Annotated in this window: 23 protein-coding genes; 2 read left to right on the top strand and 21 right to left on the bottom strand. The window is 39.5% G+C overall.

Translation table 11 applies throughout. The features are described from left to right. Positions 1-29 precede the first annotated feature (29 nt). Positions 30-992: an ORF6N domain-containing protein gene (locus ACG3M1_RS16830; protein WP_008817955.1), complete on the top strand. Its 963-nt coding sequence runs from the start codon at positions 30-32 to the stop codon at positions 990-992. Positions 993-1,529: 537 nt separating this feature from the next. Here the strand turns inward: ACG3M1_RS16830 and ACG3M1_RS16825 are convergent. From ACG3M1_RS16825 to ACG3M1_RS16810, 4 genes are all read right to left on the bottom strand, one after another. Then, entirely contained in the window at positions 1,530-2,975 is a 1,446-nt protein-coding gene (locus ACG3M1_RS16825) for a site-specific integrase (RefSeq protein WP_055200356.1), read from the bottom strand. An 18-nt stretch (positions 2,976-2,993) separates the two neighbouring features. Then, positions 2,994-3,194, bottom strand: coding sequence for a helix-turn-helix domain-containing protein (locus tag ACG3M1_RS16820; RefSeq protein WP_055200357.1), 201 nt, complete (start codon positions 3,192-3,194; stop codon positions 2,994-2,996). 462 nt (positions 3,195-3,656) lie between these two features. Then, positions 3,657-3,893: a helix-turn-helix domain-containing protein gene (locus tag ACG3M1_RS16815; RefSeq protein WP_008817951.1), complete on the bottom strand. Its 237-nt coding sequence runs from the start codon at positions 3,891-3,893 to the stop codon at positions 3,657-3,659. A gap of 2 nt (positions 3,894-3,895) precedes the next feature. Further along, entirely contained in the window at positions 3,896-4,312 is a 417-nt protein-coding gene (locus tag ACG3M1_RS16810; protein WP_008817950.1) for an RNA polymerase sigma factor, read from the bottom strand. Between the two features lie 570 nt (positions 4,313-4,882). Here ACG3M1_RS16810 and ACG3M1_RS16805 point away from each other — a divergent pair. Beyond that, positions 4,883-5,239 (top strand): helix-turn-helix domain-containing protein, encoded by a 357-nt coding sequence (locus tag ACG3M1_RS16805; protein WP_008817949.1) that lies wholly within the window; start codon positions 4,883-4,885, stop codon positions 5,237-5,239. Positions 5,240-5,304: 65 nt separating this feature from the next. On the opposite strand, the gene ACG3M1_RS16800 is transcribed toward ACG3M1_RS16805, so the two are convergent. The 17 genes from ACG3M1_RS16800 to ltrA all read right to left on the bottom strand — a co-directional run bounded on the left by ACG3M1_RS16800 (position 5,305) and on the right by ltrA (position 20,737). Further along, positions 5,305-5,490, bottom strand: coding sequence for a cysteine-rich KTR domain-containing protein (locus ACG3M1_RS16800; RefSeq protein ID WP_044947932.1), 186 nt, complete (start codon positions 5,488-5,490; stop codon positions 5,305-5,307). Positions 5,491-5,508: 18 nt separating this feature from the next. Continuing rightward, complete coding sequence (locus ACG3M1_RS16795) at positions 5,509-6,042, bottom strand: AraC family transcriptional regulator (protein ID WP_253643572.1); 534 nt, start codon at positions 6,040-6,042, stop codon at positions 5,509-5,511. A 172-nt stretch (positions 6,043-6,214) separates the two neighbouring features. Further along, positions 6,215-6,907: an alpha/beta hydrolase gene (locus tag ACG3M1_RS16790; protein WP_008817947.1), complete on the bottom strand. Its 693-nt coding sequence runs from the start codon at positions 6,905-6,907 to the stop codon at positions 6,215-6,217. 119 nt (positions 6,908-7,026) lie between these two features. After that, positions 7,027-7,287 carry a CD3324 family protein gene (locus ACG3M1_RS16785; RefSeq protein WP_008817946.1) on the bottom strand — a complete coding sequence of 87 codons (261 nt, stop codon included), beginning with the start codon at positions 7,285-7,287 and terminating at the stop codon, positions 7,027-7,029. Between the two features lie 169 nt (positions 7,288-7,456). Beyond that, a complete protein-coding gene (locus tag ACG3M1_RS16780; RefSeq protein WP_008817945.1) occupies positions 7,457-8,086 on the bottom strand; it encodes a CatB-related O-acetyltransferase in 630 nt (209 codons plus the stop codon). A 124-nt stretch (positions 8,087-8,210) separates the two neighbouring features. Next, positions 8,211-9,140 (bottom strand): conjugal transfer protein, encoded by a 930-nt coding sequence (locus tag ACG3M1_RS16775; protein ID WP_008817944.1) that lies wholly within the window; start codon positions 9,138-9,140, stop codon positions 8,211-8,213. A 14-nt stretch (positions 9,141-9,154) separates the two neighbouring features. Next, entirely contained in the window at positions 9,155-10,156 is a 1,002-nt protein-coding gene (locus ACG3M1_RS16770; protein ID WP_008817943.1) for a bifunctional lytic transglycosylase/C40 family peptidase, read from the bottom strand. Further along, positions 10,153-12,303, bottom strand: a complete 2,151-nt coding sequence (locus ACG3M1_RS16765) for a CD3337/EF1877 family mobilome membrane protein (protein WP_008817942.1) — start codon at positions 12,301-12,303, stop codon at positions 10,153-10,155. Before ACG3M1_RS16765 ends, ACG3M1_RS16770 begins: the two co-directional genes overlap by 4 nt. A 5-nt stretch (positions 12,304-12,308) precedes the next feature. Further along, positions 12,309-14,759, bottom strand: a complete 2,451-nt coding sequence (locus ACG3M1_RS16760) for an ATP-binding protein (RefSeq protein ID WP_008817941.1) — start codon at positions 14,757-14,759, stop codon at positions 12,309-12,311. After that, on the bottom strand, positions 14,746-15,135 hold the full coding sequence (locus ACG3M1_RS16755; RefSeq protein WP_008817940.1) for a conjugal transfer protein: 390 nt from the start codon (positions 15,133-15,135) through the stop codon (positions 14,746-14,748). The genes ACG3M1_RS16760 and ACG3M1_RS16755 overlap by 14 nt, the downstream gene beginning before the upstream one ends. Positions 15,136-15,240: 105 nt before the next feature. Further along, entirely contained in the window at positions 15,241-15,729 is a 489-nt protein-coding gene (locus ACG3M1_RS16750; protein WP_008817939.1) for an antirestriction protein ArdA, read from the bottom strand. A 23-nt stretch (positions 15,730-15,752) separates the two neighbouring features. After that, positions 15,753-16,250 (bottom strand): antirestriction protein ArdA, encoded by a 498-nt coding sequence (locus ACG3M1_RS16745; RefSeq protein WP_008817938.1) that lies wholly within the window; start codon positions 16,248-16,250, stop codon positions 15,753-15,755. After that, on the bottom strand, positions 16,232-16,477 hold the full coding sequence (locus ACG3M1_RS16740; protein WP_008817937.1) for a hypothetical protein: 246 nt from the start codon (positions 16,475-16,477) through the stop codon (positions 16,232-16,234). The genes ACG3M1_RS16745 and ACG3M1_RS16740 overlap by 19 nt, the downstream gene beginning before the upstream one ends. Positions 16,478-16,546: 69 nt before the next feature. Further along, complete coding sequence (locus tag ACG3M1_RS16735; RefSeq protein WP_008817936.1) at positions 16,547-17,653, bottom strand: AAA family ATPase; 1,107 nt, start codon at positions 17,651-17,653, stop codon at positions 16,547-16,549. Further along, the gene (locus ACG3M1_RS16730) at positions 17,646-18,413 is read right to left on the bottom strand and encodes a DUF6414 family protein (protein ID WP_008817935.1); all 768 of its coding nucleotides are present in this window, start codon (positions 18,411-18,413) and stop codon (positions 17,646-17,648) included. The genes ACG3M1_RS16735 and ACG3M1_RS16730 overlap by 8 nt, the downstream gene beginning before the upstream one ends. Positions 18,414-18,498: 85 nt before the next feature. Beyond that, complete coding sequence (locus ACG3M1_RS16725) at positions 18,499-18,723, bottom strand: hypothetical protein (RefSeq protein WP_242407888.1); 225 nt, start codon at positions 18,721-18,723, stop codon at positions 18,499-18,501. A gap of 103 nt (positions 18,724-18,826) precedes the next feature. Then, complete coding sequence (ltrA, locus tag ACG3M1_RS16720; protein WP_003436850.1) at positions 18,827-20,737, bottom strand: group II intron reverse transcriptase/maturase; 1,911 nt, start codon at positions 20,735-20,737, stop codon at positions 18,827-18,829. Positions 20,738-21,408 lie beyond the last annotated feature (671 nt).

The following is a 21,408-nucleotide window of genomic DNA, read 5'->3' as shown; positions in this document are numbered from 1 at the left end:
GGTACTTCAAAATGGAAAGGATGATAAAGATGGCAGATATGGAACAAAAAACTTTAGTAGAGGTTAATAACAGTGTCCAAGAGCCAAATACTGAAACAACTCAATTTGATATAAAAAGCATGATTTATGTTGTTCGTAATCAGCAGGTTATGATAGATAGTGATTTAGCGATGTTATACCAAGTAGAAACTAAAAGGCTCAATGAAGCAGTGAAAAGAAATATAGCTCGTTTTCCAGAAGAATTCCGTTTTCAACTAACCGCAGAAGAAACAGAATCTTTAAGGTCGCAATTTGCGACCTTAAACGAAAATGATGGTCGAGGGAAACATCGTAAATATTTACCCTATGTTTTTACGGAACAGGGAATCGCCATGTTGTCTGCTGTTTTACGAAGTGATGTAGCTATACAAGTAAGCATTAGTATAATGAAATCTTTTGTAGAGATGCGGCGTTTTATAGCTAATAATGCCTTGCTTTTTGAACGTATCAGCACAGTAGAATTACGGCAATTAGAATATCAGAAACAGACAGACGAGAAATTAGAGCAGATATTTGAGTACATATCCGAACATGAGGAATCCAGCCAAAAGGTATTTTTTGACGGACAGATTTATGATGCGTTCAGTTTGATAGTGAATTTGATTCAAAAAGCAGAGATAGAAATCACTCTCATAGATGGATATGTGGATGTTGGGACATTGAATCTGCTTTCAAAGAAAAAGTCTGATGTTGCAGTTACAATTTATACGCAGAAACAGACGAAGCTAACGAAAGCCGATGTTAAGAATTTCAATGCACAATACCCGACATTGAAGATAAAATATACCAAAGTATTCCATGACAGGTTTTTGATTCTTGACCAAGCGACAGCCTATCATGTAGGAGCATCATTGAAAGATGCAGGAAAAAAGTGTTTTGGAATCAATTTAATTCAAGATGCAGGCATCATCAAGGACATCCTGCAAAGGTTGGAACTGGAAGCAGAGGAATGAGAAACTCTTTGAGGTCGCAATTTGCGACCTTAGAAAATCCAAACAGCTTAAACTATTCTGGGATTAGTTGTGAAATGCAGGTATTAACCGGGAAAGGCTTTACAGCGTGACATTTCCCTAAATTCAATTCCCTTGCTAATCGCTTGCTAAATGGAGCATCTAAAACGCCTTAAAATCAGCAGTCACAGGTCGGTACGAGATAACATTTTGAATCCGTGACAAGCAAGGAAATAAAGGGATTAGATAACACTAAGAGGGAGCTGCCTGCTGGCAAATGGTTCTACTCCTAAGCGGAACGTCGCAGGTTCGACTCCTGTCTGGGACGCCACAAACAACGCTGAAAGCCTTGATTTTTCTAGGTTTTCAGCTTTTTTAATTCTGGCGTTTCTATCCTAGCTGAAAAGGGGAGCTATTTTTCTTTATGACTTCAATTCGATACTTTATAAAGACTTTTTAAGGAAGTAGGTTTGCTAACACTTTTTTATTTTTGATGAAAAAATTCTGGATTTTTGAAAATTTGCTAACACATTTGAAAAATTACTTTTTGAGTGTTTGCTTTAAAAGCTGTTCTTTCATCTCTGGCGAAAGGGATTTAAACAGCTCCAACAATGCCATATCGCTGTCCGAAAAACCAGTATCTTGCGGTTGATTGCTGGTATCTTCATTGAGAGTGGAATAAAATTCTTTGTCCATTTTCTGTGCGTTGAAACGTCTGTCCTCGTCAATGATTTTGGAATAAACATCTGTAACCATTTCTGCCTCTGCATGTCCTGTATCACCCTGTACGGATTTTACATCACCGTTTGTCATTTTCAGTTTGTAACCTGTACTCAAATGACGTAAGCTGTGGAATACCACAATTTCATAGTCGTTTTCTTCACAGAGTTTTTGAAACCTATCTCTGACAATGCGGCTTTCTACGGGATTTCCGTTTTCTAAGGCAATGACAAGGTTATAATCGTTATATGCACTACCGAGAAATTCTTTTAATTCCTGCTGGTCTTTTTTGTACTGTACCAGTAGTTGTGCAACGGTTCTAGGCAGCCAGACGGTTCTGTTACTTGTTTCCGTTTTTGGTGTTTTCAAAACAAGTCTTGTCGTACAATGAGGTTTCTGTGTAGGAAAGATTTTAATAATGTCTTTTTCTTTCAATTTCTGCATAGCCGCAGCATTTACTCTTGAAAGCTCTTTATTGATGATTACCCTTGCATTATCCGTAGCAATGGATTCTTCATCAATAATCACATCTTCCCATGCAAGACCCGTAATTTCACCAATACGCATTGAACAGGAAAAAGCTAAGTGCATACAGATGGAAAGTAAATCATCTTCCGCAGCCTGTACCGCTTGACGGAATGTCTGTATACTCCACACTTTACGTCTGACTTTTGGAACTTTTGGTAAAGTCGCCAATGACGCAGGATTTCTCTTGCTTGTGTCTATGTACTCCCAACGGATAGCTTGATTCAAGGCGCAGCGGATAATATCATGTATCTTTTTGATGTTCGCAGGCTGCACACAACGACCAGTTGCTTTTCTGTTTGAACGTGGTACTTCTGGTACGCTCAACAAATCATTGTAGTATTTTGATAAGCCTTTTGTTGTAATCTCATTGAGTTTCCAATCACCAATAATCGGATTGATATAATTCTCAATACTGCTTACCTTACTGCTGAATGTGCTAGGCGACCACTTAGATGTACCGTAGAGATTGACGAAAATTTTTAGGAAGTCACGCAATGTAATTTCCTCGTCAGCAACTTCCAGCTCTTTTTTTGAATCCTCAATCTGGCGTGCAAATTGTTCCTCTAAAGGAACTAATACATAACCATATTTTTCTTGATAGTATTCTACGAAGGCTTTTCGCTGCTTTGCCTCTTTTCTTGTTTCCAGCGTGTCCCATTTTTGTTTTCTCTTACCTGTATTGTCTAAGTACCAATAAATAACGGAAAAAGTTGATTTTCTTTGTTTGATTGTAGCCATAATTTCTCTCCTTAATAGTCAAATTTGATTCAACCATTTATCGAAAGAAATTTTTGATACTCGTATGACTTTACCAACACGGACATAATGAAACTGACCGCTTTTCACCAATGAATAAGCTGCTTTCTTACTAATATTCAGTTGTTCAGCAATTTCCTCCACTGTATAAGTCTTTTTTTCCTTTTTTAGAGGGTGTGCATTTTGTGTATCACTTATCACTAAAAAGACTCCTTTCTTTGTGACAGCAACAAAACACACTCGCTTAATGAAATCATTATAGCATAACTTCACAAAAAGCGAACATACATTTTGCTGCTGAAAATATCTTTTTTCTAACAATCAAATAGCTTTGGAAAAGCTCACTGGACTTTCACCATTCCCATTCTGATGGGTGAACCGTGTCATACGGGTGTATCATTATACAGATATACAGGTCATGGCAGGACGACCATTCCAAAAGTCGCTCACGGATCATTGCATGAATCGCTCACTTTGTTTTGAAAGGTCATGGCGTACAATATCCGTCGGCTCGCTGCATATCAAACGTATCTGATTGTTTATTCAGTTTTCAAAGACCACTCGACTGTGTTTGCCAGTCTATGAAAATCTACTATCGAATAATAGACTTTCATAGAATGACAAGCAGAGGGAAAGGGAGGAAAGCTCTGCCCGTCAGAATTGTTAAACTACGATAATCTCAAAGTTTGCAATCATATCCATAACCGCAGCCTGTATTCTGCCTTTTAGTTCAGAATCGACTACCATATAGACATTACCGTACTCGTCGTACAATTTGCGTAGGCTCAACTTTGATATGTAACTGTCATAGAAATTCAAGATTTCCTGTATTGCGGTTTCATCACCATTGGTAGCCGCCACAATCACAGCAAACGGTATACGTTTTGTGTTATTTTCCACACTTATTCCTCCTCCATCATTTTTCGTATTTCTTCCAGAGTGCTTGTCCTGTGACGGTAAACAGTGGAGCGAACCACGTTCATAAGCTCTCCGATTTCTGCGTCAGACATATCCATAAAGTATGACAACAAAATAATATTGCGCTTTCTCTCTGGTAAACATTTAAGAGCTTTGCTTAACTGGTCGTCAGATACTTGTACTTCCATGCCAAGAACATTGAACACGGTATAATCGCAGGAATAATTATCGTAAACGCCAGCTTTATTCAATTCCAAATCCGATACATCAGAGAAAGGAATTTCATGCTGCAAACGTCTTGAAATACTGCGCTTATACTTCATTGCTGCTCTCTTGATGACTTTTTTCGTAAGGCAATCAAACTGTGCTTGAATAGCCTGCTCGAAAGAAGATGACTTCATATTTTCACCTCCTTTCTGCGTGAGAGTGAGTGAGGGTTGTTTTCCCTCTATCCCCCTTTCCGCACAGTAGCTACCCACGCAGCAGCTATTTGTTGCGCTTTCAGAAAAGAATTTGAAAAATATTTTTAAACAGCAAAAAAGCACAAGAGCATGATGAAAATGCTGTTCTTGTGCTTTAAGAATTATTCCTGTTATATGATGTAAAAAACCACATCCAAAAGTAGATTGTACCGTTATGTAAGTTAAGATTTTTTTGACAGTAACGGATAAATCGAAGAATATCGTCTATATGGTATTTTCAATGCGGCTATCTCCTAGAGCCGCTAAACAAAAACCAATATGCTATTTTCTGCTGGAAAAAAGAAAAAGCGGCTTTTAACCGCTATTTAAATAGAAATGAAATATTTGTACGCAAAAGTGGTACTGCCGATAGCGGTTTTTTTTATTTACCGCTAGGCAGCACTTTTTGATTTTGATACGCATAATAGGAACTAATAAACCATACAATACGTTTTACTATACCTTTCAGAAAATTAATAGGAACAGTAAAATGTGGTGAGGTGATTACATATGCGTAAAAAAGAAGATAAATACGATTTTAGAGCTTTTGGTCTTGCCATCAAAAAGGCTCGTATGAAAAAAGGTTTGACCCGTGAACAAGTGGGAACAATGATTGAGATTGACCCTCGTTACTTAACAAATATCGAGAATAAAGGGCAGCACCCAAGTTTACAGGTGTTCTATGACCTTGTATCATTACTGGAAGTTTCCGTTGATGAATTTTTCCTGCCTGCGTCTGATCTAGTGAAAAGCACCAGAAGACGACAGTTGGAAAAACAGCTTGATAGCTTATCTGATAAAGATTTAATCATCATGGAAAGCGTTGCTGACGGAATCATAAAATCTAAGGAAGTGGAGGACGAGTAATCCTCCGCTTTTTATCTTTCAAATAAAATAAGCCGATAACCCAAGAATTTTAAGCACTCTCAGTGTTATCGGCTCTGCGTCTTAGCGTCTGGCTCTATAATGGTTATTTGCTGTCTTTTTACATTGATGATACTTTCCTGTTTGCATTTAGGACAGAACAAAGGGAAGTTTATCAATTCTGTATCTGGTCTTACTTTTGTTCGTGTCTTATTTTTGCAAATAGGACACATTACCCAAGTTTCTTTATCCATTTAATAAATTCACCTGCCTTATAATATCGGAATACAAAATTCGCATAAATGATTAGCAACTTTATTATAGACATAGCGTTCAATAATTGGTCGCTTATCGTCCACTGATAAATCTGCGGTTAGATTTTGGATATTTTTCCAAAATTGCAACACATCTTGTTTAGTATGACTGACCTCAAATATCGCATATTTCCCATCATCAATTTTGCGAGTAGCTAGGTTTATTTCCGATTTTTTATCTATGACAAGTCCTACATCATATCTTAGTCTATTAGTAGGTGTAAGGGCAGGATTATCTAATGCAATCCCTAAAATAGTGGTTTCTTCTGTAAACAATTTGTTCTTTCTCAAAAACTCTTTAAAATCTTCCATTAACTTTTCATTTTGTTTGCCATATTCACCTGTATTACGCATATAAGCGATTGTAATATCTTTAAATTCTTCTATTTTCAAATCATTACCTCCAAAAATAAAATTGTTGATGTCGACTTCAACACGTAAATAGTAAGGGCAATTAAAATGATTTTCAACAACTTTTTTAAAATGATACATAATTTCTTCTTGTCGTTGATCTGGCAAGTATACCAGAACACGACGGAAGAAAATTTCCATCTAAAAAATTTTATTGCAATTTCAAAACAAACTATTGAAATGGTAATCATCAAAATGATGGGAAACATTAGATTTTCAACTAATCCAGTAGCAATTATACAAAATATGAGATTCAAATACTTCCCTCTATCCAATCAGTTACAATTTTTCTATCAGAATCACTCATAAATGAATGTTCACTTTCTTTTGCTATGTATAATTGGCAATTAAATTTCATTGAAAAATGACGAACAATTTCTATTGATTGCAATATATCTTTGCTGCCATACATAATATCTGTTGGTATATCCCAGTGTTTAATAGGATTGTCTTTTACATATTGGTAGTATTTCCATGATAAAGTTTCAATCGGTGTTTCGATTTTTTGTTTTTCCTTTAATTCATTCTCGCTTACATCAAACCATGAAAACATATTATGTATTAAATAATCCATATCTAGTATAGGCGAAAGAAAAAGAGATTTTTCAATATTTCTGTTCTTATAAGCGTGCAGACTGAAATATGCGCCTATGCTGCAAGCATATAAATAAATTCTATCCCAGTTACATTGAACATATTTCCAGATACATTCTAAATCATGTATTCCATTCCATATATTACATTCTATATCTTTGTTTTTTCTCTCGCCATGAGATGGCAAATCAAAGCTGATAGTTTGATAACCTTTTCTTTCAGCAATATTTGCAAAAAAAAGAGCTTCTTCTTTGTTCCCGTTTTTTCCATGAACATAAATATATATTTTCTCCGATTTTTTGCCCCAAACGATAGTCGGTATAGAATCAACCAAAATTAAATTTCTTTCCATATAGCACCTCCTTGAAAATAGTAACATTGCAAAGTAAGCACTACAATATAATGTTATTTACAGACTTATTTTTTACATAAAAGAGAAGAGGTCGCACAGTGGCAAACCTCTTCCTAAAATTACTTATATATTATCTTTTTAATTGAATGAATGGATAAGAAATAGCTTTTTGATAATTCTTCAAGGCTTTTCCCGTGTTTATAATCCATTCTGATTTTTTTATTTCTTTTTTCAATCTCACGCTTATAGCCACTCAATTCTCCCCAACCTTTTTTATTCTCATTCCTAGATGGTATATAAATATAACCGCCTTGAATGTAATTTTGCAATTCTTCAATCAGAGAGATAGGAAGTATTGAGTTTGCTTTTATATATTTCATGCAGGCTCACTCCTTTAACATCTTATTGTTAAAAGCAAAGCCAGCATTTACGCTTTCTTACTCCATGCAAATTGCGTATATATTTACTGACTTTGCATGGAGTAAAACATCATTTTTTCGTTTCTTGTTTTGACACATTATATCATCACCTTAATTTCTAGCACATTTGTTATTGTAATTCGTCAATTTTTCCTGCCTGTATTGCCTTTATATTTTTAGAGATTTTTTCTTTCGACCAGTTCCACCATTGAATACTTAATAATGATGAAATAGTTTCGTCAGAAAAGCGTTTTTTAATTGGTTTTGCAGGAACACCACCTACAATAGTATATGGTGGTACGTCTTTGGTAACAACAGCACGTGTACCGATAATTGCCCCATCACCGATACTTACACCTGCTAATATAACAGCCTCATATCCAATCCATACATCATTACCAATAATAATGTCACCTTTATTGTCCCATGATTGAGTAACATTCTTCTTATCCAAATTCCATTCCTCAAAAAATAATGGAAATGGATAAGTTGATAATGAAGATAATGTATGATTAGCACTATTAAATAAGAATTTAGCACCACAGGCAATCGAGCAAAATTTCCCGATTATTAACTTATCGTGATTTATAGGATAGTGATATAATACATTATTTTTTTCAAATAGCGTTGGGTCATTTACAAAATCATTATACATTGTGTAATCGCCAACTTCTATATTAGGATTTTTGATTACATTTTTTAAATAAATTGTTTCTTTATCCCCAGTACGTGGATAAATTTTATTTTCTGGAATAGTCATTTAAAGTCCTCCTATCATTGCTAAAATATAATAACCATTCCAGTTAAAACAATGCAGCGTTTCATTTCAACCACCTCTCTTTAAGATAGAATAATTATATACATTCTCTTATATAAAATCAACTTTACTTAACAATCTTCCAGTTACTATCCTTTTCCAGCGTCAAGTCAAACTGTGAAATCTGCGTTGCCTTTGTTCGCTGGTCGAGATACTTCACTGACACCGATACCTTGACCTGCTCCCCGTCTTTGGTGAGGATAGGGTTTACCAGTTCCGAGAACGCATAATCGCAGTTCACAGGGGAAAGGGCATTGCCAGACACATAATAGGCAAGTTCTTTTTCCGTTGCGGTAGGATAGAGTTTGAAGAAAGTTTCCAAGAACTCTGTCACTTCCTCCGCTGTGGCAGCGTCCACCGTTCCGTCGGATTCCTGTGCTTTTGGTTCATAGCTGGATTTTGACGGTATGCTGCTGATGGTCGGATTCTGGGTGATAACCATGTTCCCGTCGCTATCTACATGAACCACTACCATGTAAGCGGAAGTGTATCTGGCAGACTGTTCACCCTCCGTTACCGTCTGATCTACGGAGTAGACAACGGTAAAGTCGTCTGTTCCAGCCTGTTCTACTTCCCATACCGTTACATCAGTCACCGCAGAGCTTGTGGGTATATCCTGCCGAACCGTATCTACATTCAAGTCCTGCAAGCTCTGTGTCAGATAGCTGCTGATGGCAGCGGTTCTTTTGTCAATGGATTCCTGCGTATTGCTCCATGAATAGTAGGACTTTGCAAAGCCTTTGATAAAATTCTCGATTCTGTTGGTATCGACAATGCGCTGTTCAATGACTTCCTTTTCATGTACCGTGTGCATATCAATAGCAGTAAAATTTTTATATACGCCAAAGCTGACGCTTGCAAGCAGCACCAGCCACAAAGTAATCACAGATTTTTTATGCGTGCCTACTTTCATCACAGGCAGTTTCTTCTCTTTTTTTGGTTTCGATTCTTTCTCTTTTTTTGGTTTCGATTCTTTCTCTTTTTTCTTGAATATCATAGCACCATTCCTTTCTATTTTGTCTTTACCCGTCCTGCGCCAATCAAATGCTGCTGCCAGTACGAGCTTGTCAAATCTGCATATCTGATAGGGTTTCCTGCGTGATACATTCTGCTGTTTCCTGCGTAGATACCGACGTGTGTTACATACGTTCCAGCATTGTAAGTGGAATGGAAGAACACCAAGTCGCCAGCTTTTGCCTGTGACAGCGGCAGGTGCTGGGTGGCGTCATACTGCGCCTGTGCGGTACGGGGCAGGCTGATACCAGCCTTTCCATAGCACCACTGAACCAGACCGCTGCAATCAAAGGACGTATTAGGGTTGCTGCCGCCATAGACGTATTTCCAGCCTTGATACTTCAATGCTTCATTAAAGATTGCCTGTGCGGTAGCGTCGCTGAAACTGGGGACAGCCAGATACTGCTTGACGAGCCGCACATAGAACATATTCCCGTACTTGTAACGCCAGCCGCCATTTTCCTTAATGGAAATCTCGTTTTTATAGGTAACTTTCACGCCGCCTGATTTTTCTTTCGCAAAGTTGACCGCCAGCTCATAGGTGTATTTCTTTCCGTGTCCTGCCACATAGTCGATAAAGCCGCCGCCATAGTTATAGGCTTGTACCACCGTGTCTATGTCGCAGCCTTTTGATTCTGCGGATTTTAACAGTTCCGAGAAATACTTGCACCCCTGTTTGATGGATTCCTCTGTGGAAAGGGAATTGGGCGGCAGCCCCATTGATTCTGACGACTGCATAACGTCCTCTGCTGTGCCGCCAGATTCCACCTGCATGATAGCGAGCAGATAGTTCACATAGTCCTCAATTCCGTATTCTTTCGCATATTTTTCTACCGTCGGCTGATGTTTCAGCACTTCTTCAGAAAGGTTCAGTCCAGAAAAATCAAAGTGGGAAGTGCTGCTTTCTTTATCATCTGCGGTAACGATAAACAGGAACAGCAGTAAGGCGATAATCACCGATAAAACACCTCCGAACAAAACGAAGTGCCTTAGTTTCATCTCTTGCCGCCTTTCCCGATGGTCGTCTTATTTACGGTTGTCTTGTTTTTCTGTTTCTTCTGTACGCTTTGTATGTGTTCGTGACGCTGCACCGTCTGTCGTGTGGTATCGGCGGCAGCCTGCGAAGTCTGCTGTCTGACAGGTGCAGTGGATTCTCTGACCGTCTGCGTCCTTACCTCCTGTACCCTTGTAACAGGCTCTTTGGATTTTACGGGCGGCTGTCCCTTTGTAGTGGTGACAGGGCGTTCCTTAATGGTCTGCGCTCCTTTGGAAACCGCTGCCTGTGGAGCTACTTTCGCAGGTACAGGCGTTGCCACTGGTCGCTCATGCAATGGGGCAGCTCCTTTTGTCGCTGATTCATTGGACGGTTTCACTTTATCCATTGCCATGCGTTTCTGTGCAATGGTCTGCCTGTGTTTCGCCTGCTTATTGGCACGCCCTTGTTTTCTGGTCGCTTTTTCCTCCACAATGCCACGCTTGAAGTCAGATACGTTTTCCTGTATCTGGTTCACGCCGCTATGTAACGCATACTGTACCAGTGTCGGCATATCCTTGACCTGCTGACCGACAGATTTTGCTTTGTCTTTCATGCGCTCCCTGCCATCAAGCACCGCACCGACTTTTGCGCCGGCACGTTTCCCAAAGCTGGACGTATCGGCGGAAGTGTCATGGTTTGGTCTGGAATGACCGCTGCCTGCTGGTTTTGCATTGTCCGTCTTACGGGATTGTGATACTGCCGCTGCGCCCACAAGACCGCCAGCCGCACCAGCCGCAACCGTTCTGCCGATTTTGCGCTCCAAGCGTCTTGCCCCACGGTTGAGGAAGAGATAAGGGCGGCGCATGATACGTCGGCTTACCTGCTGGGTGTCGGAAGATTGCAGGCTGAACATTGCCATCAAGTCACCGAGCTTAAAGTAGATTCCTGCAAAGGTGACTATCTGCAAAAATGCGACCATGAAGAACGGATAGCCAGAGGAAATGGAGTAAAACATGGTGGAAATGCTGAAAGCGGTAGTGATAATCAGAGAGATTCCAGCCCTCATCATAATGGTATTGAACAGTTTCGTGACCGCATTTTTTGCCATGCCCTCATAGGTTGGTATCATGGACAGGATAAAGCTGACGGGCAGGAACATGGCGTAAATAGTAAAAAGCACCTGCGAGAAAATCATCATACCCGTAAGCAGGAACACAAAGACCGAGATACCGATATTGAAGATGAACAAGAATACTACCATGCCTAAACGTGTCATAGTCTTTGTGACGCTTAGATTGTCGTTGTCCTTATCCTCGATTTCCTCAATCACAATGTCCTCTCTGTCGTCCGTGTCGGGGCTTTCCGACAGCAGGCTTTCCACACGGTCAGAGCCTAGCTCTTTTATGTCTGATTCCCCATATTGCAACAGCAGCCACGGTTGTTTTACCTGTATGGAAAACAGGCTGTCACGAATCAAGTCCACGCTGTCTTTTCCCTTGCTGCTGGAATCGGGCAGCACGATTTTTGTTCCGAGAGATAAAGCCGAGCTGCTAATATCCGAAGAAAAATCATTGATTTTGCTGATATAGTTTGGGGCATAGGCGATAAAGGACGCTGACAGGATAAAGACCACAAGGAAATTGACGACTGCATGAACCGCCTTTGTGGTTTCTCTCTTGATAAGTCCAGTGTAGGCGATATAGATACCTGTTACCAGAATGAGGATAAGCAGGAATCCTACATAAAATCCCTCGCTGGAAAAGCCGCTTTTCGTCACGCCTGCCAAGGTCTGAATGTTCTTTCCGATAGAGTTTGCGGTATCAGAGATAAAGTCCAGCTTGTAAGCCTCCTGCACCACATAGCCTGTGGCATTAGAGATATAAAGGCTCACCGTCCAGATAAAATTGGTGATGGCATACAAGCCATACTGAATACTTTTCCCAATACCGTCCAGCCAGTTCCAAGGCAGCCAGTCCCATGAACTGTCAACATAGAAATCAAGCTGGTAGTTTTCCAACGGATATTTGGAATAGGCGTTAGCGTCATTGACCGTAGTATCTACCAGACCAGCCGCATGAGCCACCGTACCCGTGATGGATAAGAACGCCAGCACGCCAAAGACAGCCAGCAGAGTGATACCGAAGAATCTTAGGATTTTTCGTTTCCTCATAGACTTCACCTCGATTCTTCCGTATGTATCGGCGGTCTGGTGTCAAAGGCAGCGAACAGGTCAGCAAATACAGGGTGTATCTGGATAACGCCCACACGCCCGTATAAATCTTGAAACAGGCATTGCCCGTTTTCCAAATCCCTAAGGCGTTTCTGGTTGCCCTCGTCCTCCTTGTCCACCCCGAAAAATTCAAGGGTATTCTTGATTTCCTTTATATCGGTACTGCGAAAGGCAAATTTCAAACCGATATTGTTTTTCATCTTCTCGTCGTCCACGTCGCCAGAGTTCTGCGTCACAAAGTAGACAGCGGCGTTCATGGAACGACCAGCACGAATCAGCTTGTTGGAAAGAGCTTTGCCCTGTGCCACCTGCAAGAACGTCCATGCCTCGTCCAAGTCCACCATCTTGAAAATCCCTCTGTCGGAATGGATAAAGTCAAGGGCAAAGGTGCTTATGACAATCAGCATTGCTACGGAGAGCAGCTCCATTGTGGTGTATTCCTCAAACCTCGTGTCCTTATCGGGCAGTACAAGGTCAGCCACCTGTATGATGTTTAGCTGCCTATCTAAGCTGATGGACTGCTCCACGTTCCCGTCCGAGAACAGCAGGTGTGCAAAGTCATAGTCCGTCATGCTCTCGATATGGTCTGCGATATTCTCTGCCACAGGTGAACCGTCTTTCCTCAATTCTTCAATGACACGCAGCAGGCCACGCTGCCTGCTCTGTGTCACGGAACGGATAGCACGACGCAGGACGGGGAACTTTTCACCGTCACGGGAAGAAATACCTGTAAGGAATGTGAGTATGTCAATCGCTAGGCTTTCAGCGTCTTTTTTGCGGCGCATAATCACATACGGGTCAAGAAGTCCTTTGCTCTTGCCCTCACTGGTAAGGTTGACTATCTTGATTTCATGTGCAATGTCGGGTAAGGTTTTCTGCCAGTTGCCACGTTCTGATTTAGGGTCTACAATGACCGCTTTCCCTCCAAACAGCACCGCATAATAGATAATCAGATTGTTACAGAATGACTTGCCGCCGCCAAGCGAACCGAGAAAAGCGGCAGCCAGTGCATTTGTCACCGAACCTTTTACGCCCTGTGCGGCAAGGCTGGGTTTTAGGTACACATTTTTTCCAGTATCAAGGTTATAGCCGATATAGATTCCGTCCGTTTCCCCAAGCTGCTGCGTTGCGCCGAATCCAAGTCCAGCGAGGAAATCCGACGTGACGTACTGGATATAGTCATTGATGTAACGCTTGCTTGCTGGGATAAATTCACCATGCAGCCCCAGCATATCCCCGAATGGGCGAACCAGTTTTACGTTGAGGTCGTCGTAAAAGTCCTTAACTTCATCACAGCGGCGTTTCAATTCTTCCAGAGAATCCGCAGCCACACGGATAACATAGGACAGCTTATACATGGATTCCTTTGACTGGTCTAAGCTGGTTTCCAGTTCATTGACCGAATCGAGGGCGTCCATGACGTTACTTCCCGTTTCGTTGTTGGATTCCCACGCATGGTTGTCTAAATCCTTTAGTTCTTTCTTTTTGTTGCGAACTGTTGTCAGCGCCTTTTTGTTGGTGACGATTTCCACATTCATGGAAGTGGAAACAGGGAACGTAAATTGCTGCTGCTGATAATAGAAGATTTCCGAAGATGGGAAGTCCAGCTCACCTACGATATTGTTAATCGTGAAGTAGGCAACATATGTTGTCTGATCTTCACGCTCTATCTTTAGGTATCGCTGGTTTTCTTCAATCAGACAGCGTGTGGGGCGTATAAGGTCATAACGCTTTACCAGCGTTTCATGTTTTCGTTTTATTACAGGCAGTTCATAGGAATAATCATTGTAGGCAACTCCTGTATTCCCGTAGATATGCTCCAAGAGATAGCCGAAGTCGTTCTTATCCAGCCTGCGGAACTGAAAGCGGCGTGAGAGTTTGCTTTCCAGCAGCTTTTCCATCTTCATAAAACGGTTAATCTCATCATTACTCATGGAAACAAAGTCACCCATGAGCTTGTGGTTGACTTCATAGAGAAAATCAGCAAAGGTCATAGCCGCCGACTTCCTCATGCTCTTTAGGTTGATTTCTTCCTCATTTACCAGCAGCTTGAATCCGAGAAAAAAGCGGTAGTCAATCTGATTTTCTCCAATCATATCCACCAACGCCTCTGTCTGTTCATCTATCTTTGCACAAGCAACATCACGAAGTCGCCCTGTGATTCCTTTTTTAGAACGCTCCTGCACCGCACGCAGGCTGTCCTCCGTGGCAATCTGCAAGGCATGGATTTTTCCGTCACGGTTCTGTGCGATAAGCTGTCGGAAGTTGTCATGCACCATATACTTTTCCTCTGGTGACAGGAACGAGTAATTGTAAGGTGTCAGCTCATAGTAGGCAAAGCACTCACCGTCATGGTTGAACACCAGATTGTTTTCAATATACTTAATCGGGAACATATATCACACTCCTAACTGTTGTAATCATGGGATTGAATGTTTCTTTTTTCAGCCGAACCGCCTTTCCAGCATAGGTCACTTTAGGGCGCAGCAGAAAGCTGACACAGGACTTTAGGAATCCAAAAGGCTTTTTTCCGTCAAAGGTCTTTTGCGACACGAACCAAGTAAAAGCCACGGGGATTCCAAAGTATTTGAGGAACGCACCGTCAATCAAGGAAAAGGGCGGTAGCTCCCCAAAAAGAATCACCACGAACAGCGATACCACGAACCATGCCATCTGACTGAACGTGAGGGGGAACGGGAGCTGAAAGTCGTTGATAGCGTAAATGACTTTCTCCACGCTCCATATGCTTGTATAGCTTTTGATTTTCTTCAATGTTCACAGCTCCTTTCTTTTCTAAATGGAAACAGCAGCCTGTTTTCACAAGCTGCTGCATAAAAAATGCCAGTGGTTTTCACTGGTCGTTGCGTTGATATTTTGTTAATATGGACATTCAAACACGCCATGATTCGTAACGACAAAACGCCCCTCTAAATCAAGGTCACGCCCATAGGATTCATAGTCTATGTAATTTCTTATCCTGTCTGGTATCTCCCCAAGACATTGACATTCATCTATAAAATAATAGGCAACGTCTGTCATATCGTTGCAGTCGGGATAGTGGATAATCTCGTCGGCGTGTTCGCAAAGTTCCTCCAAGCTGCTGTAACAGCATAACAGTTCAGAAAGTTCGTCCTGTATATCCTCTGGTAAATCCTCCACCATCTCACACAGACGGTTGACTTCCTCAATCGGTGTGTATTCGTCAATCTCAAAGGGCAGCTCATAATCATGGATAGCGTATTCTTCATAAAATTTATTCAGACCGATACGCTCCGCCATCTCGTCATAATTGACGGGCGGCGTAAACCATGCGCCTACAAGCTCACCCTCGTTGTATTTTCCAAGATTGGCGATATAGATTCGCATTTCTTCTATATCACATCACCCCTTTACTGATAGCAGAATACGCCGCTGGGTGTAAACAGGTATCTGTCCTGCATTTCCAGCTCGTTTCCGTAGGAACGGTAATCAATGTGCTTTTGAAGTTCGTGGGGAATCTCACCGAAAATACATTCCTCGCAGATAAGGTATTCTGCCAGTGCCGCACCGTCAGCCACGTCATAATAGCGTATCTCGTCCTTATGGTCGATAAATTCATCAAACCCGTAAAACCATCTCTGTATGATGGATTTCATTTCGTTGCCGATAGGCGTACCCTCGATTTCCTGTACTATGCGGCATTTTACGTTGATTTCCCACAGGGGCATTTCACTGTGTACCTCAAAAGGCAGCTCATAATCGGCTATCTCTAGCTGTTCTTCATTTTCAACGCCCAGTCTTTCTCTGACTTCCTCCAAATCCACAGGGCAGTTGAACCAGCCGCCAGCGTAACCCTCTTCCTCGTCGTCACGGTAAGGCTGGGTATTGTTTAAAAGATAGATTCGCATTTCATACAAGGTTTATCACTTCCTTTCCTGTTTTCCAGTATTCCCATTATGACAGCGTAATCTACACCGAACACATAATGGCAGAATTTTTCCAGTTGTTCTTCTGGATAGGCAAGCGGCGAGTGCTGCTTGATGATTTCCCATACCTCACGTTTGCGGTAGGGCAGGTCGGAAATGTATTTGCAGCCGACCCAATCTTTCATATCCTCAAAAATATCTGTTTTCATGTTGTCCTCCTGTCTTAAAATTTTGCATAAAAAAAGCAGCAAACCGTTAAGATTTACTGCTTCAAATGCCTATTTTTTTGTTTTGCTTAAAATTACTGATAGTGCAAAAGTATTCTCAATAATATGATGTATTTGTCGAACATTATCGCATTGTATATATGATTTTTCTAATCTGTCCTTTGTTGCCTTGTCCAAACGATGTTTGAAATTTGTTTCATATTTTTCAAATGCCATTTGTCCAATCCTCATTTTTGATTCAACACTTAAATCTTCAAAGTGAATAATCTTATCAAAACGATTATAAATCGCACTACCTAAATTCTCTTCGATGTCTTTTAAATCTGTATAATTTGAAGTACATATTATAATAGATTTCTTTAGTGTTAGATAATAATTCTGGTCTTCGTAAACACCCTCATCAAAAAGTTGATAAAATGCACTGTGAAAAGAGGGATGTGCTTTATCAAACTCATCAAGCAATAAAACATTAGACTTTCTATCTAATAAATCTTTTGCAAAACTTTTTTCATAATGCGCACCTCCAAATAAATATGTAGCAAATTGATTGTTTTGATACATAGAAAATTGTTTTCTAAATATGGGTTCGCCTATAATCTTAGCTATATATTTTGCTGTTTCTGTCTTACCAATTCCCGATTTACCATAAAATAATAAAACTACAGGTTTTTGTCTGTACTTCATAGTAAGGGGGAAAAGAGCTTGCAATAATTCAAGTTTAACATCTTCCTGCCCTATAATTTTATTGTCATATTCTTCATTTATTTTGAGTAAATGAGAAGTTGTCAGCCGTTTATATCTTTGATATTTCACGTCTGCATTTGGATATAATCTAAGAATTTGTTCACTTATTTGTAGTGGTGGGTTCTGAATATACAAATTTTCTACGTCAAATTTAGCAAGAAAGTTTATAAAATTTGTAATAACATGTTCTCGAACTCCAGCATATTCATCTGAACTTATCACAAAATTTTTTACATAAATTTTTTCTTCCTTGTCTTCTTTCGGATAGTCACCATTTTGATTTGGTATTACTAATTTCATGGTCTTTCCGTCTTTATCCGATTCATAAACTAAATCAGTTAAATTTCTATATTCTTTTGGAATAATTCGATTGAATTTTTCTTTTGAACCATAATATATGATTACTTTATTCAATACTCATCACCCCCGCCAACACAATATCAAAAACATCTAAGTATTTTATCGAGGACTCACTTATTTCTCCAGTTACAATTTCCTTAACATTAGGTATATTAGTTGATGATTTTATTTCAAATTCCTTTTCTAAAGATAATTGTTCTTTCGTACATTGCCCCACTTTGACACCAAAATACGATAAATTCATTTTCGATAAATCAGCTAAGCTATAATCATTTTTAAATGCGTTTATATTAAACCTCAAAACACAAGAAGGCTCTTTTTCACTATTTAAAAGCATTTGATAATATCCTCTCTCACCAAGAAGAGCATTATTAAGTCCCTCAAGGTCTATAGGAATTTGCTCTTTAGGTACAATATTTAGATATGAACTATACATCCTATACATAGAAATAGAATTTTCTGGAGCATAAACACCATCATTATGGAATTGTTGAATATTTTTATCTTCACTTGCCATTGAAATATAATCTGTTAGAAGAGTATTGGTAACTGTACTTTTTATTAACTTGCTAGTGTTTGCATCAAAGTTTGCATTGGTATTTCCAGATACCGAAGACTTGATAAATGAAAATAAATTAAATCCGCCTTTAGCTTGTACATCAATTTCGGCAATAATTTTTGCTAATCTTTCTTTATTTTCTGTGGTTGTCCAGTCAATTTGTCCACCGTTTTGTATAGTAATATAGTCCGTTGCCGCTGTTTCATCAAAATAAACCACTTTCATCATTTTCGGACTTTTTTTGTTCTTTGCCATTAGTATTCTCCTCTCGAATATGTAAGATTCTACTAATGGTATTATATCATTTAGCAAAGCATTTTACAAAAGAGTTCTAATTGAGTTACGCTCCGATAATCTTATTGAATAAGTTTAACAGCACATCTTTTACGCCAGCGGCATTGAATACCAAGCCGACAGCGATTAAGGCAATCACCAAGAACCCGATAAGTTTTGAAAACTCTCGCTTGAATCCGAGATACACTCCGATAACAGCGATTGCCATAAGCACAAGGGATTGTGCGTTAGATAAAAACCAGTTGTATATGGATAGGTAAGTTCCTGATATTATAAATATCTCAAACTTTTCCCCCCATTCACACGGAGCGTGCGACTTTCACCGCACTCCGCGTTCCATCGTGTTTATATTGAAAAGTATTTATGTAGTAGACCTATATCAAGTTTAATTCTTGATTGCCAGCTAATACTCTATATTTATTTAGTCTTATGAGCTGGACTTTATTTAGTTTCAATAGAGCTATATATTTTTGTATTGTTTCTTCTGTTTTTGCGTGTATTAGACGATGTACCGCCTCTTTTACCAAAATAAGATTTTTATAATCGTCATTACCACCAGCCCTAGTTGGTACAATATGATGACAGTGTATTTCATTAGCTTGTTGAAATTCTTCCAGAGTTATAGCACATTTTCCATGTTGGGCAGAAAATAGCGAAATTCGATTGTCTGCGTATTCTATTGTGCGATTTTCCAAAGATAATTTCATCAACTGATACATCAGTAATTTATCAACACTTAGATTGGTATGGATAAATTTTCTTCCCTCTGGAGTATAGCAGTTTGCTGAATACACTTTTGCCATTGGTTTTCTGTGTTGGATATATCCAACAGGGAATATAGGTTCGCCCTCGCCAGCAACATATCGAAGCATTTTAGATTTACCATATCTTGTTGCTTCTTTTGTTGTAAGTTGTCTGCCTGTTTTTCTCAATCTGCCCTTTTTGCTTGCACCTAATCTGTTAGTGAAGATAGCCATTACAGCTCTATTAAGTTTCATACAATCCAGATTTACATTTGTTGCAATCTGATAATAATTTTGCATACCTAATACCATTGAATTATAAAGTCTTATTTCCTCTAATTCTGTTTTTCCCTTTGAGGGAGAAGCAATTTTCTTTGCCTGTGATACCAGCTTGTCTTTTTGGGTCTTGAATTGTTTATCACTTATATGTGATTTAACAACTAACTTCTTTCTTCTCGGTATCATTTTAATCTTGAAACCAAGAAAGTCGGAGTATCTTTTTCTAACATTTACAATTCTTGTTTTTTCTTGTGATACTTCCAATTTTAGTCGTTGCTCGATCCATTGAGTAATTGCTATTTTGGTTTTTTCAGCACTTTCTTTGTAGCGACAGAAAACTCTAAAATCATCTGCATAACGAACCATATACATTTCCTTTAACTTTGTTTTCTTCATTTCTTTGTAAGCGTTGCTTTTACATGGGCTACCGCTTTTATTGATATGAACCACATAGTTTTTTGTAACAGGATTTTCATGCCATTGACTTTCTACCCAATGGTCTAACTCATTAAGAACAATGTTGGCTAGTAGTGGGGATATAATTCCCCCCTGTGGAGTTCCTTTCTCTGGATATGTTATTGTGCCGTCAGGCATTTTAATTGGAGCTTTTAATATCCTTTTTAAAATGAATATCAAGTGCTTGTCCCGTATTCCCATAGCCCATATCTGTTTTATCAGTTTGGAATGGTTCACGTTGTCAAAGAAACCCTTAATATCAAATTCAATCACATAATGTAGCTGGCTGATTTGTAGGCGGTTATAGGTTGCTTTTATTGCATTTTCAACCGACCTATTAGGTCTGAAACCGTAGCTGTTTTCACTAAATTTAGCTTCGCAGATTGGTTCTAATACTTGTTTGATACATTGTTGTATAAGCCTGTCCCACATACAAGGAATGCCTAGAGGTCTGGTTTTCCCATTTGGTTTTGGTATTTCTTTTCGCCTTACTGGCTTAGGTCGATACCCGTGCGGAGTGCCTGCGACAATATATCTTACCTTTTTGACAACTGTTTCTGCTGGCAATTTGCCAATATCTTTAATTATTGTACCGTCTGTTCCTGCTGTCTTACTGCCTGCATTTGCTTTGATATTTCGATATGCCAGTAATATATTTTCTCTCGATAGGATAATATCCATAAGATGAGTGAAAATATCTCCATTCTTACTTTTGGCATATAAATCATCAAAGGTGTTTTGCATTTCGTAATATTCAGCGTGTCTTAAATCTTCTACACACAATGTTTCATTTTTATTTTTAGGCATAAGGCTTCACTCCTTTGCTTGAAATTGAGTGAGCTTTTTTATCTTACTCGTAATCCTTATTAAAGCAACATAATACTTTTCTAATATATACACGACTTGAGGGTATTCCTCCATTCCCATTACAAGAATTTCTTAGGTTCGCCCTCTGCTTTTCAGCATTGGTTCAACTGCTTATTGTTCTTCGTCAGCTTATTCTCTTGATGAGAACCCAATACCTTTCCTCGTTCCGATAATCTTATCTATACATATATATCCTTAGGTCACTAGCTATAAGCCTGCTGGCTTGATACCGCCTGTAACGGTATATGGCATTTCATAACCTATATTCTTACTTTGCCACACCAGCTACGATTTCTCGTACCTTTGCATTTCTACAAAGTACAAATTTAGACCCGTACATTCGCTGTTTCGTCAGTCCCTTGTGGAACATTCTAACCATAGATATTTTATAGACCCCCGACCTGTTGGATACGCTACCCACCTCTGGATAGTTTTCGATAGAAGATATATGTTCATCAACTATTACGGTATCTTTCAGCCGTCTTTACCGAGCTTCAAACATTCTGAGTTTCCTCATTCAATGCTTGTCGGAGGCTCAGGGCAGGCGTTTCAGAGCGTTACTTCATCATTCCACCTGTCAGATTATCAGTTCTCCTAATAATCAAACTTTT

Origin of the sequence: Clostridium sp. 10cd* (genome assembly GCF_044336395.1) — a bacterium.
GTDB lineage: Bacteria > Bacillota_I > Bacilli_A > Erysipelotrichales > Erysipelotrichaceae > Clostridium_AQ > Clostridium_AQ innocuum.
Note: the sequence above shows the minus strand (reverse complement) of the source record. Positions and strands in the feature narration are given on the sequence as shown.